At 32.9% G+C, this 13,926-nt stretch carries 17 protein-coding genes; all 17 read right to left on the reverse strand.

Translation table 11 applies throughout. The annotated features are described in order from the left end of the window. Positions 1-8: 8 nt before the first annotated feature. Entirely contained in the window at positions 9-317 is a 309-nt protein-coding gene (locus tag ACM39_RS02430) for a hypothetical protein (protein WP_048509406.1), read from the reverse strand. A 2-nt stretch (positions 318-319) separates the two neighbouring features. Next, on the reverse strand, positions 320-631 hold the full coding sequence (locus tag ACM39_RS02435; protein WP_048509407.1) for a hypothetical protein: 312 nt from the start codon (positions 629-631) through the stop codon (positions 320-322). Positions 632-637: 6 nt separating this feature from the next. Next, positions 638-1,012 carry a zincin-like metallopeptidase toxin domain-containing protein gene (locus ACM39_RS02440; RefSeq protein WP_131701393.1) on the reverse strand — a complete coding sequence of 125 codons (375 nt, stop codon included), beginning with the start codon at positions 1,010-1,012 and terminating at the stop codon, positions 638-640. A 282-nt stretch (positions 1,013-1,294) separates the two neighbouring features. Continuing rightward, positions 1,295-1,531, reverse strand: coding sequence for a hypothetical protein (locus ACM39_RS02445; RefSeq protein WP_048509409.1), 237 nt, complete (start codon positions 1,529-1,531; stop codon positions 1,295-1,297). Between the two features lie 8 nt (positions 1,532-1,539). Beyond that, the gene (locus ACM39_RS02450; RefSeq protein ID WP_053073288.1) at positions 1,540-1,977 is read right to left on the reverse strand and encodes an ADP-ribosyltransferase; all 438 of its coding nucleotides are present in this window, start codon (positions 1,975-1,977) and stop codon (positions 1,540-1,542) included. 18 nt (positions 1,978-1,995) lie between these two features. Next, a complete protein-coding gene (locus tag ACM39_RS02455) occupies positions 1,996-2,250 on the reverse strand; it encodes a hypothetical protein (RefSeq protein WP_048509410.1) in 255 nt (84 codons plus the stop codon). A 6-nt stretch (positions 2,251-2,256) separates the two neighbouring features. Beyond that, complete coding sequence (locus tag ACM39_RS02460) at positions 2,257-3,009, reverse strand: ADP-ribosyltransferase domain-containing protein (RefSeq protein WP_228377039.1); 753 nt, start codon at positions 3,007-3,009, stop codon at positions 2,257-2,259. A 73-nt stretch (positions 3,010-3,082) separates the two neighbouring features. Beyond that, a complete protein-coding gene (locus ACM39_RS02465) occupies positions 3,083-3,370 on the reverse strand; it encodes a PepSY domain-containing protein (RefSeq protein WP_048509411.1) in 288 nt (95 codons plus the stop codon). A gap of 5 nt (positions 3,371-3,375) precedes the next feature. Then, a complete protein-coding gene (locus ACM39_RS02470; RefSeq protein WP_048509412.1) occupies positions 3,376-3,711 on the reverse strand; it encodes a zincin-like metallopeptidase toxin domain-containing protein in 336 nt (111 codons plus the stop codon). 61 nt (positions 3,712-3,772) lie between these two features. After that, positions 3,773-4,060, reverse strand: coding sequence for a hypothetical protein (locus ACM39_RS02475; protein ID WP_048509413.1), 288 nt, complete (start codon positions 4,058-4,060; stop codon positions 3,773-3,775). Continuing rightward, the gene (locus ACM39_RS02480; protein ID WP_048509414.1) at positions 4,060-4,599 is read right to left on the reverse strand and encodes a zincin-like metallopeptidase toxin domain-containing protein; all 540 of its coding nucleotides are present in this window, start codon (positions 4,597-4,599) and stop codon (positions 4,060-4,062) included. The genes ACM39_RS02475 and ACM39_RS02480 overlap by 1 nt, the downstream gene beginning before the upstream one ends. A 248-nt stretch (positions 4,600-4,847) precedes the next feature. Beyond that, on the reverse strand, positions 4,848-5,237 hold the full coding sequence (locus tag ACM39_RS02485) for a hypothetical protein (protein ID WP_048509415.1): 390 nt from the start codon (positions 5,235-5,237) through the stop codon (positions 4,848-4,850). Positions 5,238-5,248: 11 nt separating this feature from the next. Continuing rightward, positions 5,249-5,905, reverse strand: coding sequence for a hypothetical protein (locus ACM39_RS02490; protein ID WP_048509416.1), 657 nt, complete (start codon positions 5,903-5,905; stop codon positions 5,249-5,251). Positions 5,906-5,978: 73 nt separating this feature from the next. Continuing rightward, positions 5,979-6,338, reverse strand: coding sequence for a hypothetical protein (locus ACM39_RS02495; RefSeq protein ID WP_048509417.1), 360 nt, complete (start codon positions 6,336-6,338; stop codon positions 5,979-5,981). A gap of 5 nt (positions 6,339-6,343) precedes the next feature. Then, complete coding sequence (locus ACM39_RS02500) at positions 6,344-8,578, reverse strand: hypothetical protein (RefSeq protein ID WP_048509418.1); 2,235 nt, start codon at positions 8,576-8,578, stop codon at positions 6,344-6,346. A 67-nt stretch (positions 8,579-8,645) separates the two neighbouring features. Then, the gene (locus ACM39_RS02505; RefSeq protein WP_048509419.1) at positions 8,646-10,193 is read right to left on the reverse strand and encodes a hypothetical protein; all 1,548 of its coding nucleotides are present in this window, start codon (positions 10,191-10,193) and stop codon (positions 8,646-8,648) included. A 32-nt stretch (positions 10,194-10,225) separates the two neighbouring features. Continuing rightward, positions 10,226-13,885, reverse strand: a complete 3,660-nt coding sequence (locus ACM39_RS19350) for a hypothetical protein (protein ID WP_185097442.1) — start codon at positions 13,883-13,885, stop codon at positions 10,226-10,228. Positions 13,886-13,926: the final 41 nt, after the last annotated feature.

A 13,926-nucleotide genomic window follows, 5' to 3' on the forward strand; every position in this document is an offset into this window, starting at 1 on the left:
GTTTAAAATTAAGGTCTTTTACTTTGTATAAAATATTTATTCTTTTCTTCATCATAACCTAAAGTTATTGAGCCATTACGAAAAGAAATATCAATAGGGTTTTTGTCTTCATCTAAAATTAATAAATGAGCACCAACATTTCGTCCATAATCTTCCGCTCCATATTGAAAACTAACCAACCAAGTATTCTTATTCTTAATCAAATATTCACCCTTATCAAATTTAACATTAATATTATCTTTTTTATCATAATCAAAACTTATGTCTTCCATAATTTTAACACCGAGATTTAATGCTTCTTCTTTTGTTAAGTTCATAATTAAGGAAATTTCTTTGCTACAAAATACTTATCTTTTTCTTCATCATAACCTAACGTGATGGAGCCATTACGAAAAGAAATATCTATCCCTTTTTTCAATTCGTCATCAATTATCAAATTTGCACCAACATTTCGTCCGTAATCTTCTTTACCATAAGGAAACCCTACTAACCAAGAATTATTAGAAATTACTTTTGTTTCGCTCTTGTCAGTATAAACCGCAATAATATTATCTGATTCATCAAATAAGAAACTAATATCTTTCATTATTTTTAGTCCCAATTCTATTGCTTCCTTTTCTGTTAAATTCATATCAAGTTATTTTATTGTTTTCTCTAATTCTTCTACTAATTTTGGTATTCCACCTTGTTTTCTACATTCTGTTAGATAATACTTATAAGATTCCAAAATCTCTTCTTGCGTCCAGCGGTGTTTTTGCTTCCAAACCCTTTCCCAGACTAATTCTTCGAGTTGCCAATTTGGCGTGTTATGATATTCTGTAAAACCTAATTTTTTGAAATCATCAATATGCCACATCTCATGTTGTATGGTAAGCTCTGTTGCGTCATCACGTAAAAACATTATAGGAGGAATTTCGTGAGTTCTGCAACTTGCCAAAATATCATTCGGATAGCTTGTCCATCTTTTATAACGCTCCGGATGGCTTCTTTTTGTTACAATTTCTACCTTCAATCCAATATCTGCATATTTTTCTTCTATGCTTTTAGCGATTTGTCTTAAAGTACTTCTTCTGTATCGTTGTCCCCCTCCTGCTCCTTTTTGTGCTTTTCTAAAAATCTCTTCATCATCACCAGAAAGATACCCCCCCCGATGTCGCGGATTTGCAATCCGTGACTGTATCTAACATCAATTCCCTAAAATACTAAAAAAGCAATAACACATTTTGTTATTGCTTTTATTTTTAATTGCTATTAAAAGCACTGATTGCAAATCCGCGCTATCGGGGTTGGAAATCTAATCTTCAGAATATTTATCCAAATAATTTTTTTGTTCTTTAGGCGTCATTTGATTCCATTCAATATCTGAAATTTCTTTTCTAATAACATTCATTTCTTCTATTTTACTTTTATTTTCTTCAATAAAAGTTTTCATTTCATTTTGTGATAAATTTACATCACTTAATTTTTTGACGATATAATCGTATTCTTCTAATTTTTTATATAATTCTGTTAAATTTTCTTTATTTCCCATAATAAATATTATTTTTCTTTTAAAATTATTGTTTTAATCGGCGTTATGTAATCTTCTGGACTAGTTGACATTCTAATATCATCAACATAAAATTTTGTTTTCGATTTAAACAAAACTTCTTTTTCCTTATTGAATGTTGATAATCCTTCTATTAATCTCCCACTATTTCCTTCTATTCTCACAAGAATTGTATGAGGTCGTCTTTCCATTGCTTTTCCAATTGCAAAATCATTATAACTGCTTGAGGTAAAATGATTATTTGTAATTTCTTCTCCTTTCTTATACATTTTATTAATTTGTTCTTGTGTAAGATTTTCAATTTTATAAAGCAAACTTTCAGATTCATAAATAGGGAGTTTTTTCAAAGCTTCGTTCATTATCTTTTCCTGTGTCTTGTAAAATTCTGTTATTTTTATCTCGCCTCGTAATGCTAAAAAACCGCTCAAATTTGAGCGGTTGGCAAATTAATCATCTGAATATTTGTCTAAATAATCTTTTTGCTCTTTGGGTGTCATTAAACTCCATCTTAAATCTGCGATTTCTTCAATTAATTTTTTCCTTTCATTCATTTTTTCTTTATTTTCAATAATAAATGAATTTTTATCTTCTTCTGATAAAGAAAATGGATCATCAAACAACTTTTTTACTATAAAATCATAGTCTTTTAATTGAAGTTCTAACCCATTTATTTGTTTTTGTATTTGTTCTTCGTTATTCATAATTTTTTATTTTTCTATTAATTTAATTGTTTTTATTTCGCTGTAATCCAAAGGATTATTTGTGTTGGTAATTTCTTTCACATAAAACTTTGTTTTTGAACTAAATATTATTTCTTTTTCTTCCCTTTTAATTGATAAGCTTTCAATCAATCGTCCATTTTTGCTTTCAATCCTTATCAATACAGAATAGGGTCTTTTCTTCATTGACTCAGCTATTGCATCCGCAGAATAAGATGTAGAAGTGAAATGTTTATTTTCAATATCCTTTCCTACTTTATAATATTCATTTATTTGTGCATCGGTAAGATTTTCAATTCTATACAATAAATTTTCAGATTCATAAATAGGGAGTTTTTCCAAAGCTTCGTTCATCATCTTTTCCTGTGTCTTGTAAAATTCTGTTATTTTTATCTCGCCTCGTAATGCTTTGTTAAAATTCTTATAACCTGCATTAGTAGTATAAAATTTCAAAACTGCTTCTTCTTCATATTTTAATAAATTACCAAAAGCTCTTTTTACTTTTCCATTGGATAAATCCCAGTAAATTTCTTTAAAATCAGAATCCCTCAATAGTGTTTTTAATTCTTTAGAGATTAAGCCTGATCTGGCAGCTAACCTTCTTGCTCTTGCTGCATTTTTATCCTTAACCCTTTTCTTCGGAGCTGTCAAAGCATTATCCGCCACCTCTTCTCCAAAACCGAAAACCTCGTCTAGAAACTTCTTAAGGTCTGTGAAGATGGCTTCTGAACCCTTCTTCAATCTATTGCTGATAAAGGTAATAAAATCTATCAGCTATAAAAAAACCGCTTCGTGATGAAGCGGTTTTAAAATTTTAATCTTCCCAGTCTTCTGCATAACCGTGTTCTGTCATTGTAAATAAAACCTCGCCGGTTTCTGCATCTATATATACAAAATATGGAATTTCGTCATAGCCTCTTTCTACATCATAATAAACATTATACATATTTTTTTCCTTTTCATAATATTTACTAAAAGGATAAGGAACTTTTGTATTTTCTTTAAGTTTTATTTCATCAACTTTAGCAATTCTTATATAATTTCTTTTTCTTTCCTCAAGGTATTTTTTCACATTTTCTAATGCTTGTTCTTTTGTTATCATTTTTATTATTTTAAATTCATTATTGTATTAATATTTACACCTTGTCTTTTCTTTGGAATATCTTTTAAATCAAATGGTAATTTTTCTTTAATGGGATTCCCTGCATTATCTGTAACTCCAAATTTATCATACCTATCATTTATATACCATTCAGCGTGTTCCAATTCTTCTCTATTCAGATATTTAGAATATTCCACCATTTTATCATAAACATATTTTTCTCTATTTACCAAATCTTTTTCAAGAAATACAGATTTACCCAAATTCTGGCAATCCCTCAAGTGCATCAGCTCGTGGAGAAATTCGTAAACTGTTGCATTTTCTCTCAAAATCAGTTTCATATTCTTGCCATCTGTGAATCTATCAGCTAAAAAAACCGCTTCCCTCGAAGCGGCTTAAAATTTAATCTTCCCAATCTTCTGCATAACCGTGTTCTGTCATTGTAAACAAAACTTCCCCAGTTTCTGCATCAACAGAAACAAAATGAGGAATTTCGTCATAGCCTTTTTCTACATCATAAGCAACTACATACATATTTTTTATCTGTTCATAATATTTACTAAAAGGATAGGGAACTCTCTTTTCTTTTTCTAGGTAAACTTTTTCTATAGGAGAAATTCTTAAATAATTTCTTTTACGTTCATTGATATACTGTTCTGCAATTTCAAATGCTTTTTCTTTTGTTATCATTATTTCAAATTTATTATTGTATTAATATTTACACCTTGTCTCTTTCGTGGAATATCTTTTAAGTTAAATGGTAAAGCTTCTTTTATGGGATTCCCCATATTATCCGTTTTTCCTACGTTGTTATAATGCCAATTGATATAACCTTCGGCGTGTTCCAATTCTTCTCTATTCAAATATTTAGAATGTTCAATCATTTTGTCATATACAAATTTTTCTCTATTCACCAAAGATTTTTCAAGATAAACAGATTTACCTAAATTTTGACAGTCCCTCAAATGCATCAGCTCGTGGAGAAATTCGTAAACTGTTGCATTTTCTCTTAAAATCAGTTTCATATTCTTGCCATCTGTGATAAACATTGCTGCATTATGGGCTTCCATCATTACAGGATTACCACTTTTAGTAAAATAACCGTGAACTTTAAACGCTCCTTTACTTTCGCCCAATTGAAAACTTACTTTTATTTTCTGTAAATAATCTTCAATTTTAAATAAGTCGTCCAAGCTTAAAGATTGACCAAGATATTTTCCTCTATCCAATAAAGAAGCAGGATTGTTTCTCCTCTCTCGTCTTTTTGCTCTTCTTTCATCTCTCTTTTTTACTCTTTTCTCCGCAGGCGTAAGCGCATTATCTGCAACCTCTTCTCCAAAACCGAAAATCTCATCAATAAATTTATTAAGGTCTGTGAATAGTTCGTCAGCTCCTTTTTTTAATCTGGATGAGATAAAGGTAATAGAATCTATGTGCTAAAAAAACCACCTCTTATAAGGTGGTTGAAAATAATTAATTATTTTTTCTTTAAACTTGCATCTCTTCTTATTCTAATCTGAACAATAAAATTTTCGTGAATATAATTCCTTATTTCATCCTGTTCTTCTTTAGAAAGACTAGATGCCCAACCGATATGGTCTTTATGTACAGAAAATACTTTTTTAAGTTCTGGGCAGTTTTCAAAAAGTAATGCATATCTTTTAGAGCCTACCTCGCCTATTTCATATCTATCTGGTTTTTCTGCTCCAAAGAAATAGCCTTTATGCCAAGATAATAAATAACCAAGTGGCATAACGATTTCTTTATCACCCATTTCATCAAATGCCTTTTGCAAATACTTAATGGGTTTTCTTGTTTTCCTATATTGAATCATTTCATCCAATAATTCTTTAATGGTTGTATTCATTTTATATTTTTTTAATAATTAACGTAAATAAAATCTAACATTTCTCTGATTGTGTCAAAATCTTTTTCTAAACCAACAGCTTCCTGAAAAGCTCTTTCGTGAAAGAAAGCTCTTTTTTCCCATTGGTAAGTATCTCCAATAAAATCTTCTATATAATCCAAAGTATGTGTTCCTTCGTGTACAAATTCGCTTAAAAGCTTTTCTGCGGATGTAGATGCTCGATAGAAAGTTTTATCATCCATACAAAAAACAGCAGTTCCTCTTGCTTCTTCCAACGTATCTCCAGAATCCATCAACATTTTTTCAAACTTTGCATCATCTAAAATTTGGAATTCCAGTAAATCATCCTCAATTAATTTTGCCACTTTGTTTCCTTGCTCTGTGTAGCCTTTTAGGGCATTGGAAATTTCTGTTTTGCTTAATTCAAGAATCGATCGTCCTTCCCATTTTTCTTTAAAGTCTTCAAAACGTCTTTTGTTTTTCTTGATTTCTTTTTTCCTTTCAACGTCGTACTTCCTTTCAAGTCTTTCTGCCTGTGCTTTCTTCTTCGCTTTTACTCTTTTCTCCAGAGGCGTCAAAGCATTATCCGCCACCTCTTCTCCAAAACCGAAAACCTCGTCTAGAAACCTCTTAAGGTCTGTGAAGATGGCTTCTGAACCCTTCTTCAATCTATTGCTGATAAAGGTAATAAAATCTATGGGTTACAAAAAAACCGCTTCGGTGTGAAGCGGTTATAAGAAATTATTTTTGTACGATATAATTACCATCAGAATCTTTTTTTATTTTACCAGAAAATTGTTTATGACTAATATTCATTGGCTCTCCATTAGTATCATCAATATCTAAAAACATAAAATTTTTACCTACTTCGGCTTCTGGTTCAAAATCGAAACAAACTGTCCAATAAGGTTTTAAAGTTGCCTTTGCAACATCATAATCTATGGGTAAATATCCACTGTCTCTTAATTTATCAAGATCTTTAATTTGTTCTTCTAAACTATGAAAACCTGCACTAAGTTTTTTATTCCTATCATAGTTCCAATCTATTGCGTGCATTATATTTCTTGCTATTTCTACAATTTTTTGTTCTGTATGTTTCATAATATTTACAAATTTATTAATAATTTTAATGCTTTTACTTCAGGAATATCTAAATATGGGAAATTTTTACCCTTTTGATTTGCTTCATAAACTAATCTATTTACGTAATCATAAGAATCTAAAAGTTCTTTGTTTGTCCATCGGTCTTTCGTTTTCCAAATAGCATCCCAAACTAATTTTTCTTCGTCTATTATATGCATTTTGTCTAATTTGTTAAACCAAACCTTTAAATGAACTTTTTCGTGAAAAACGGTAAGCTCAGAGGCGTTATCAGAACGTAAAAACATACTTGGTGGCGGACCTTCCGTAAAACTTCCTACAACTCCTCTTTTGTTCCAATCCTTTAGTTTCTTATTTAGAGAATGGTCTTTATCAACAAATTTTAATTCAACCCCATATTTTTCCTTCAATTGAATTTTTAATAGTTTTAATTCTCTTTCATTATATAACTTCCCTCCTAAATGGTCAAATAAATCATCAATCCTTCTTTCGAGTTCTCTTTCCTGCTTCTTTTTCTCTGATCTGTTTTTCCGTCTCTCAAGCCTTTCTGCCTGTGCTTTATTCTTCGCTTTTACTCTTTTCTCCGCAGGAGTAAGCGCATTATCCGCCACCTCTTCTCCAAAACCGAAAACCTCGTTTAAAAATTTCTCTAATTTAACAAAAAGTTCTTTAGTTCCTTTTTTAAATTCGCGGAGGATCATTTGGATAAATTCCAAAACCCGTGTCAAAAGATTTTCAGCTGTGGACATGGCTTTTGTAATTTTTTCCAGAGGTTTAAGCATAAAGCTTTCTAAGGTTTTTGCCAGCTTGGCTACAGCAGCGGCACCCCCTGTAAGAAGTGTTTCTACAATAATATCTACTAGAACTCCTATGATATATCCGTAATAATAAGCTGCTTTTTCTAAAGTAAATCCGGCAGTTGCATTTTCAAGCCATTTTACCAAACGGACGATTGTTTTCATTTGAAAAGTAATGCACTGGTAAAAGAAACCCGCGTAATCAAACTTCATAATTCCTTCTATCAGGTCTTCCATCAGCTCAAGGAACATTTCTCCGTATTCAACTTTACGGTTTTCTATATTTTCCATTGCAGCTACCGCTTTGAAAATAAAACCGATTACAGAGAAAATGCCGGCAATAATATCAATAATACTGTTGTAAATTCCACATAGGAATGCGTTGGCAATCTGGAAGTTTTTATAGATAATATGCTGCATCCCGGTCATAGGATCTATGAGGAATTTTTCCATTTTGTCAATCTGGTTAAAAAACAGGTTCAATGCCTTGTTCAGTTTTTTATAGATAAAATCCGGGAAAAAAACTTCTGTCTTGCCAAGCAGGTTTTTAAAATGTGTTTGGGCTCCGTTTATTTTTTCAAACAGTGTTTTTACAATTTTTGAATTAATCTGTTTCTGCCCTTGCAGGTTTTCGTACGGATTTTTAGATTCCGTATGCTCATAAAATGTTTTAAGCTCTTTATACAAAGCTTCGGGTATGAAAGCAGGGTTGTATTCTTCTTCTCTAGGATAAGGGTTCCATCCGTTTTCGGAAACTTTCAGTCCCGATATCCCTATGGCAATTTCTTCAAAAAAATTTTCTGCCTCCCCAAGTAATTTTTGAGAGAAAAAATCGAAAATTCTTCCAACACTTGCATCTTTTAATCCTAAAAACCAACTTATAAAACTTACTTTATTCCTGTAAATTCCATCCTGTATTAATTCTTTGAATTTATCAGCAGTTATGGTTACTTCATGTTTTCCTGCAAAGTTTAAGATATCTGCAAAAGGAATATCTTTTTTATTGGTAAGCCCGGCTCCTGCAAAACATCTCAGAACTGTATTATAATTGAATCTGTCATTAATTTCTAAAAAAAGAGCAAGCTCATTACTTTGCGGTAACGCTTCCATGTAGCGCTGAAGAAGAAATGCGCCGTTTTTACTCGCAAAGAGTACAACATCAATTCCGCCGATAGTTTCTGCAAACCGGTTTTTATAGAATATTACCTCTTCTATGTCTTTAGTGAATATAGGCTCATCGGAATAGATTTTAAATCCCCTTCCTTCTGCTGCCGCTTTACCATTGTAATATGTATTGGCAATTTGCTGGGTGGTTTTTTGTTTTAATTCCGTTGGAGTTTTCAAAACCGGAAATGAGGGAGCTGTAATATTCGGGATGTTTCCTTCTGAAGTTTGATTGGCAGAATTTCCAATCAATGGATTGTTTAATATTTCTAAACTCATTTTGTGATTTTTTAGTTAAAATCAAGGCAAAGTCTGAAAACTCTGCCTTGATGTTTGAGATTGAAAATTAAAAAGTATATGCCTTCATAAGATTTATATTGATAAATGATTCATAAGGAGTATCTCCATTCTCATGCATATTGCTGAAAATCATTCCCAAATATAAATTGTCGTCATTACTGATATTTTCATTTACCACAGCTGTTATATTACTCCCGCTGTTCTGAATTCCAAATAACATTTTTGTTAACCTTTGTCCCTTTTTTATTAGGATAAGCCTGAAATCCTGTGAATAATGCCAATCTCCTCTGCCAAAAGCCGTAACAACACCAAGACCCGAAAAATCCAGGCCTCCGAAAATGTCATTTATAAGATTTACGGAATTAGAGGTGGAAAGGCCGATAGACTGTAGTGGTGATAATCTGGTTTGTGATGTGATTTTCATTTCCAGATACCAATTTTCTCCCGCGTTGAATAAAGGCAATTGTGTTTTTACATTAAAAACATAGTCGAATTCGAATGCGGGACTTTTAATAGACGGATCAGGATTGAAATAAACAATATTATTTTTTGCGTACGCTTTGGTGGTCACATTGTTATTGTAGACCTTTGTATCCCAATTCAGATTATGAAGATCAATTTCGTTTATATTACTGATTACTTCAAAAGTGGTGGGAGTAACATAATAAGCAACTCCATTCCAAAGCCTTATTTTATACTGATTAACTCCTAATGTATAAAAATTGTGATAAAAAGTCAGGCTTACACCTGTTGTATCTAATTGTATCTGCGAATTTGGAATGGTAGCTAATACAGTAGAACCGGCCATATCCATGATTTCTATTTTAAAACTAGTCGGATTTAAGTTTAAATTAGCTCCTTTTAAAGTCACATATGAAATTTCATTTTCCAATTTAATAAGCACTGGCGAAATTGAAGCCACACTCATCGTATTTGTTGTCCAACCTCCATTCATGGCTGTTTTCCATGCTGTTTTTTCTGCTTCGGTTAATTGATTGGGAGCTCCGAGCAAAATATTTTTGTTATCAATAACTGCATGTAGTCCATTTGAGTTTTGAACCATTACTTTTTGGAAGTTTGCAAGATCGTTATTTTTATTTGGCAGTCCGGATAAAGTATATGCTTTTCCGTTTGTATTAATTGAAAATGGAGCATTCAGCGTATGATTTCTTGCGGAAGAGTTTGACAAATCAGCGTTCATCATATTTTTTCCTAAATCTCCTGCCGGTAATTTAGCAATGTCTCCATTGTTATTTAATCCTATAATTTTGGGGTAATTTTGAGCATTTCCTTCAACTGTAGGGATTTCCAGCTTTTGGTCTAATTTTTTTCGCATATCGGCGTTATATTGTGCCTGGCTTAAAATACCATTGTCTTTAGACTCCTGATCGGTAATGCTGATTTGCTGGTCAGCTAATTCCAAAGGAACAGTACCATCAACAACAGCATGGGTTTTCAAATCCCCGTTTTCATCAATAGCATAGTCTGTATAAGTAGCTGCACCCGGTGCAGCTACTTGATAAATGACATTCGTTTCTCTTCCCTCGATAGGAGGTAATACACTTACTCTTATGATTTTTCCAATATTGGACATTTTTTTTCGTTTTTTCGTTAATAAAAATTTGATTAAACCCAATCTCCGGAAATAATTTTATCAGATGAAGCGCTCGGTTGAACACCCAAAAGATTATCATTGTTTTCAAAGTTGAATTTATCCTCAGTAATAACCTCAGAAGGCACCTCAAAATCATCAGGATCTTCTGTTGTAAAAGGTAAAGCATGTGCTACCTTTAATCCGATGCTTTCTGCCTGAAGGATATTCAGTGTTGTCGGAAGTCTTGTTAACCAAGCTTTTCCTTGTTTTATACCTTTGGGCTCTTTCATTTCGTCAACTAGCGATAGATATAGCTCATCACCAATTACAGGAACTTCACCACCATTCCAGATTTTGCCGGTGGCTAAATAGAATTGTACAGCATCTTCGAAACCTGGACGGACAGTCGCGACAACTCTTGCCATTCCGCTTTGTAAGAAGCTTCTGAATAAAGGATCTGTATTTTCGGCTTGATATAAGTTGGTCCAGTTTGACTTTTTACCCCAGTAAAATGGATATAGGAAATAAGAAAGATTTTCCCATTCAAATGCTTGTTCCATAAACTTCACAAAAGCAGTGTGCTTATCTAGTTTAGAAGAAAGAACGGTTTCATAATCTCCAAAAGAAGTACCGCTTGTAAGCCCTTCTAAACCATATCCATGAGTGGAATCTACCGTTCTGTCTGCCATATAAGAAATACAGTTTTTACGGAGAACGGTCTGCTCGATCTGTCTATAGAAGTTAGGATTTGAATCTTTAATTACTACCGCCTTGTCATTCTCTTCAGTGACAGCTTTATTATATTCAACAAGAGCTTCTTCATATGCATCAATGATAGCTTTAAACGCTTTTTGTTGCCAGGCAATTTTTGCTTCCGCAGTCAATTCAACATCAACAACAAAGTTTGATGTCCCACAAAACTGATTATACCCTGTTGAAGAAACAGGAATCACGGTTGAATAAGGTTTTTCAAATGGTTTCCTTTGCCCGACATCAGCCTGCCCGTGAAGTCCCCAATAATGATAATGTAGATCTCCCAGTAATAAATTTACATTGGCTCCATCACCATCAGAAGCGGCTGAATAACTTGCTAATCCATGTGTGGCAATATATCCTTCCGGAATTTGAATTTCATCTTTCATCGTATAAAATTCAATTTCTGAGATATTACCTGAAGTCTGTCCGCTTAAAGATTTTCCGAGGGAAAAAGACTGTAACGGCTTTTTTTCTATTTCTACATTATACTTACTTAACCAATATTTTAATTTTACTTCAAAATCTAAGTCGCTGTAATTCTTTATTTGCATAGATCCGTCAGCTCTAGGGTCAATAGGCTTTATTAATTCTGTCTGATCAGCGCTCTTAGTATTTATCATTCCAAGCAAATGGAGTTTTGCCGGCTCAGGAATCATAAATTCAAACATTATACGTTTCCCGTAATTATAGATTTGATTTTTCATCAATTTATCTACCCATCTGTAAACTCCGACAACATGTTTATCTCCCTTTCTGTTATCAAGGCCGTGAGAATTGTTTTCCTCAAATTCTTCAATGATTTTCTCAATTCTTTCTTCATGTACTTTATTGACAATTCTGTCCATAGCTCTTGCTGTAATATCTTGAGATTGAGTCATGGCTTGTCTGGTACTTTCTTCTTTGGACTTATGACTTGCGTAATTTGCCCCTAATCCGATGTTGTAAAGACCTGATCCTTTTTGGTTACCCCATGAAGCACCGAAGTTTGTACTTACAGATGTATCAGAAGCTTCCTGCATCATTTTCGCAATTTCAGTTTGCATTTCAAAACGATTGGCGGTTGTGGTATCCGATAATTGCTCTCTTTCTGTATCTGAGGATAATGTTGTTGCATTTTCGCTTTTTCTTAGTTTTCTTGTAGACTTTTCGCGATATTCTCTTGCCATTATGTTTTCGATATGAGCAACTTCTCCTTCTACATAAGCATGTGTAGACTGTTCTACTTTCAGATAATCAGCAATGCCAATTTGTTTAAATCCGAATCCGGAAGGAATAAATATATCTTCATCAATAACCGCCGGTGGTTCTTCTCCTTCAACTTCTACTTCAAATGCACTGGAAACGCAAGATTTGTAATTAATATTATAAGCAGTAAATGTGACCACTTTACCATTGGTAAAAGTTATTTTAAAATCGATGTTTGCATTAACTGCAAGGCTCAGGTCTACGCCATCTTTGAAAAGATTATTCAGGAAAACAGTATTTCCGATTCTTGATTTTGTATAATAATCCATTCCCAAACTACCAGCTCCTGTATTTGAATTAATAACATAGGCAGCATAAGAAACATCCCAGGAAGCATCAGGTACGTTTAACGCTAAATCAAAAATTGCCAGTCTATACGGAACTCTTGGGCACAATTGATAAGTAAAAGCTTCTGTGGTAGCTCTGGCCGTTGGAATGATTACTCCTCCGATACTTACATACATTTCCTCATTTCCGGAAGTATTTTCTACAATTGTTTTATTATGCTTTTCGGTTGATTCATTAATTAATTCGGAAATTTCAGCAAATGTATTTCTTCCTTGTAATAGATAATCAATTTCGCGGATATCTTCCGGACTTGGGTTGGTAATATCAAATCTTTCATAAAAATCAAAACCTAAGAGGTCAAGAACAGTTTCTAAATTATCAGGTTTTAATGATGAAACCAAAGCCTGTCCGCTTACCTGATCTTTAAAGCTAAAGTTAAATTTTGGCAAGTCAGGATAAGGGACTTCTCTGGGCTGCATGCAAGGATCTTTTGGATCGTACGTTTGTCCCGGAGGTCTTATTCCGCAGAATTTTTCTTTTGCTTCAATGACGGCCTGCTTATATTCTGAAATGATAGGAGCTACTTCGTTATCATAAATTTCTTTTTGTAAGCTGTAGGCTGATTGGTAATCTTTATTATATTTTTTTTCAAGTATTGATAGATTCTTTTTTAATTTTTCAAATCTGTCAAGCGTTGTTTTAGCGGAAGAAATCTTTTGCTGCTTCTGCATTTCTTCAGTTGGAAATGTCAGCTTAGGCTCTTCAGAAGCTATTTTAGAAACAGCCTGAGATACGGGAAGAGCTTCGTCATCCATCATCATTTCTTTAGGAAGAACAATTCTTGCATTTAATAAAATTTTTATTTCTTCTTCACTATTTGTGATAGTCTGAAGTACATGTAATGCTAAAATCATTTGCATCATAACTTCCTTAATATAAAAGTCTTTCTGAGAAATAACTTGATAGACAAAATTATCCCATAATAATGTCATGCTAGGAAGAGTATAATGTCCTGCAAATACAGAATCTCTCTGAGAAATAAGTTCCTGATAGGTGCAAGTATCCTTATTTCGGGCAAGCCATACGGCAAAATCGTAAACAACTTTATAATTTCTTTTAAAAGTGTCTAAATTATTAGAGGTATTTTCTTTTGCAATACATTCTAAGGAAGTGGCATAGCTTGCAGCTTCTGTAAGCAAAAGGCTTTTTTTAGAGCCTGCCCCCGTTGTTACGCTTGTATAAAAATGCCCATTAGTTTTTACTTCCTGTGGCATGAGAACAAATTTTTTGTCCTGATCTTTATCATCAGACAGTTGTGGTGTTCTTAAGCTTACAAATCTAAAAAGCGTTTGTGTTGGTGTGTTTTCTGCTGGTTGTGCAGCTACATTTTCATTTTCTGTCATTTTGTAATTTTTTTTGTTTTAAAAAGGTTTAAGAGTTTTTT

The sequence above is a fragment of the Chryseobacterium sp. FH2 genome (assembly GCF_001045455.1).
In the GTDB taxonomy this organism is placed as follows: Bacteria; Bacteroidota; Bacteroidia; order Flavobacteriales; family Weeksellaceae; genus Chryseobacterium.

Coding starts and splice junctions, on each gene's coding strand:
- ACM39_RS02430 (WP_048509406.1), bottom strand. CDS start 317: ATGAACTTAACAAAAGAAGAAGCATTAAATCTCGGTGTTAAAATTATG.
- ACM39_RS02435 (WP_048509407.1), bottom strand. CDS start 631: ATGAATTTAACAGAAAAGGAAGCAATAGAATTGGGACTAAAAATAATG.
- ACM39_RS02445 (WP_048509409.1), bottom strand. CDS start 1,531: ATGGGAAATAAAGAAAATTTAACAGAATTATATAAAAAATTAGAAGAA.
- ACM39_RS02455 (WP_048509410.1), bottom strand. CDS start 2,250: ATGAATAACGAAGAACAAATACAAAAACAAATAAATGGGTTAGAACTT.
- ACM39_RS02465 (WP_048509411.1), bottom strand. CDS start 3,370: ATGATAACAAAAGAACAAGCATTAGAAAATGTGAAAAAATACCTTGAG.
- ACM39_RS02470 (WP_048509412.1), bottom strand. CDS start 3,711: ATGAAACTGATTTTGAGAGAAAATGCAACAGTTTACGAATTTCTCCAC.
- ACM39_RS02475 (WP_048509413.1), bottom strand. CDS start 4,060: ATGATAACAAAAGAAAAAGCATTTGAAATTGCAGAACAGTATATCAAT.
- ACM39_RS02485 (WP_048509415.1), bottom strand. CDS start 5,237: ATGAATACAACCATTAAAGAATTATTGGATGAAATGATTCAATATAGG.
- ACM39_RS02495 (WP_048509417.1), bottom strand. CDS start 6,338: ATGAAACATACAGAACAAAAAATTGTAGAAATAGCAAGAAATATAATG.
- ACM39_RS02500 (WP_048509418.1), bottom strand. CDS start 8,578: ATGAGTTTAGAAATATTAAACAATCCATTGATTGGAAATTCTGCCAAT.
- ACM39_RS02505 (WP_048509419.1), bottom strand. CDS start 10,193: ATGTCCAATATTGGAAAAATCATAAGAGTAAGTGTATTACCTCCTATC.
- ACM39_RS19350 (WP_185097442.1), bottom strand. CDS start 13,885: ATGACAGAAAATGAAAATGTAGCTGCACAACCAGCAGAAAACACACCA.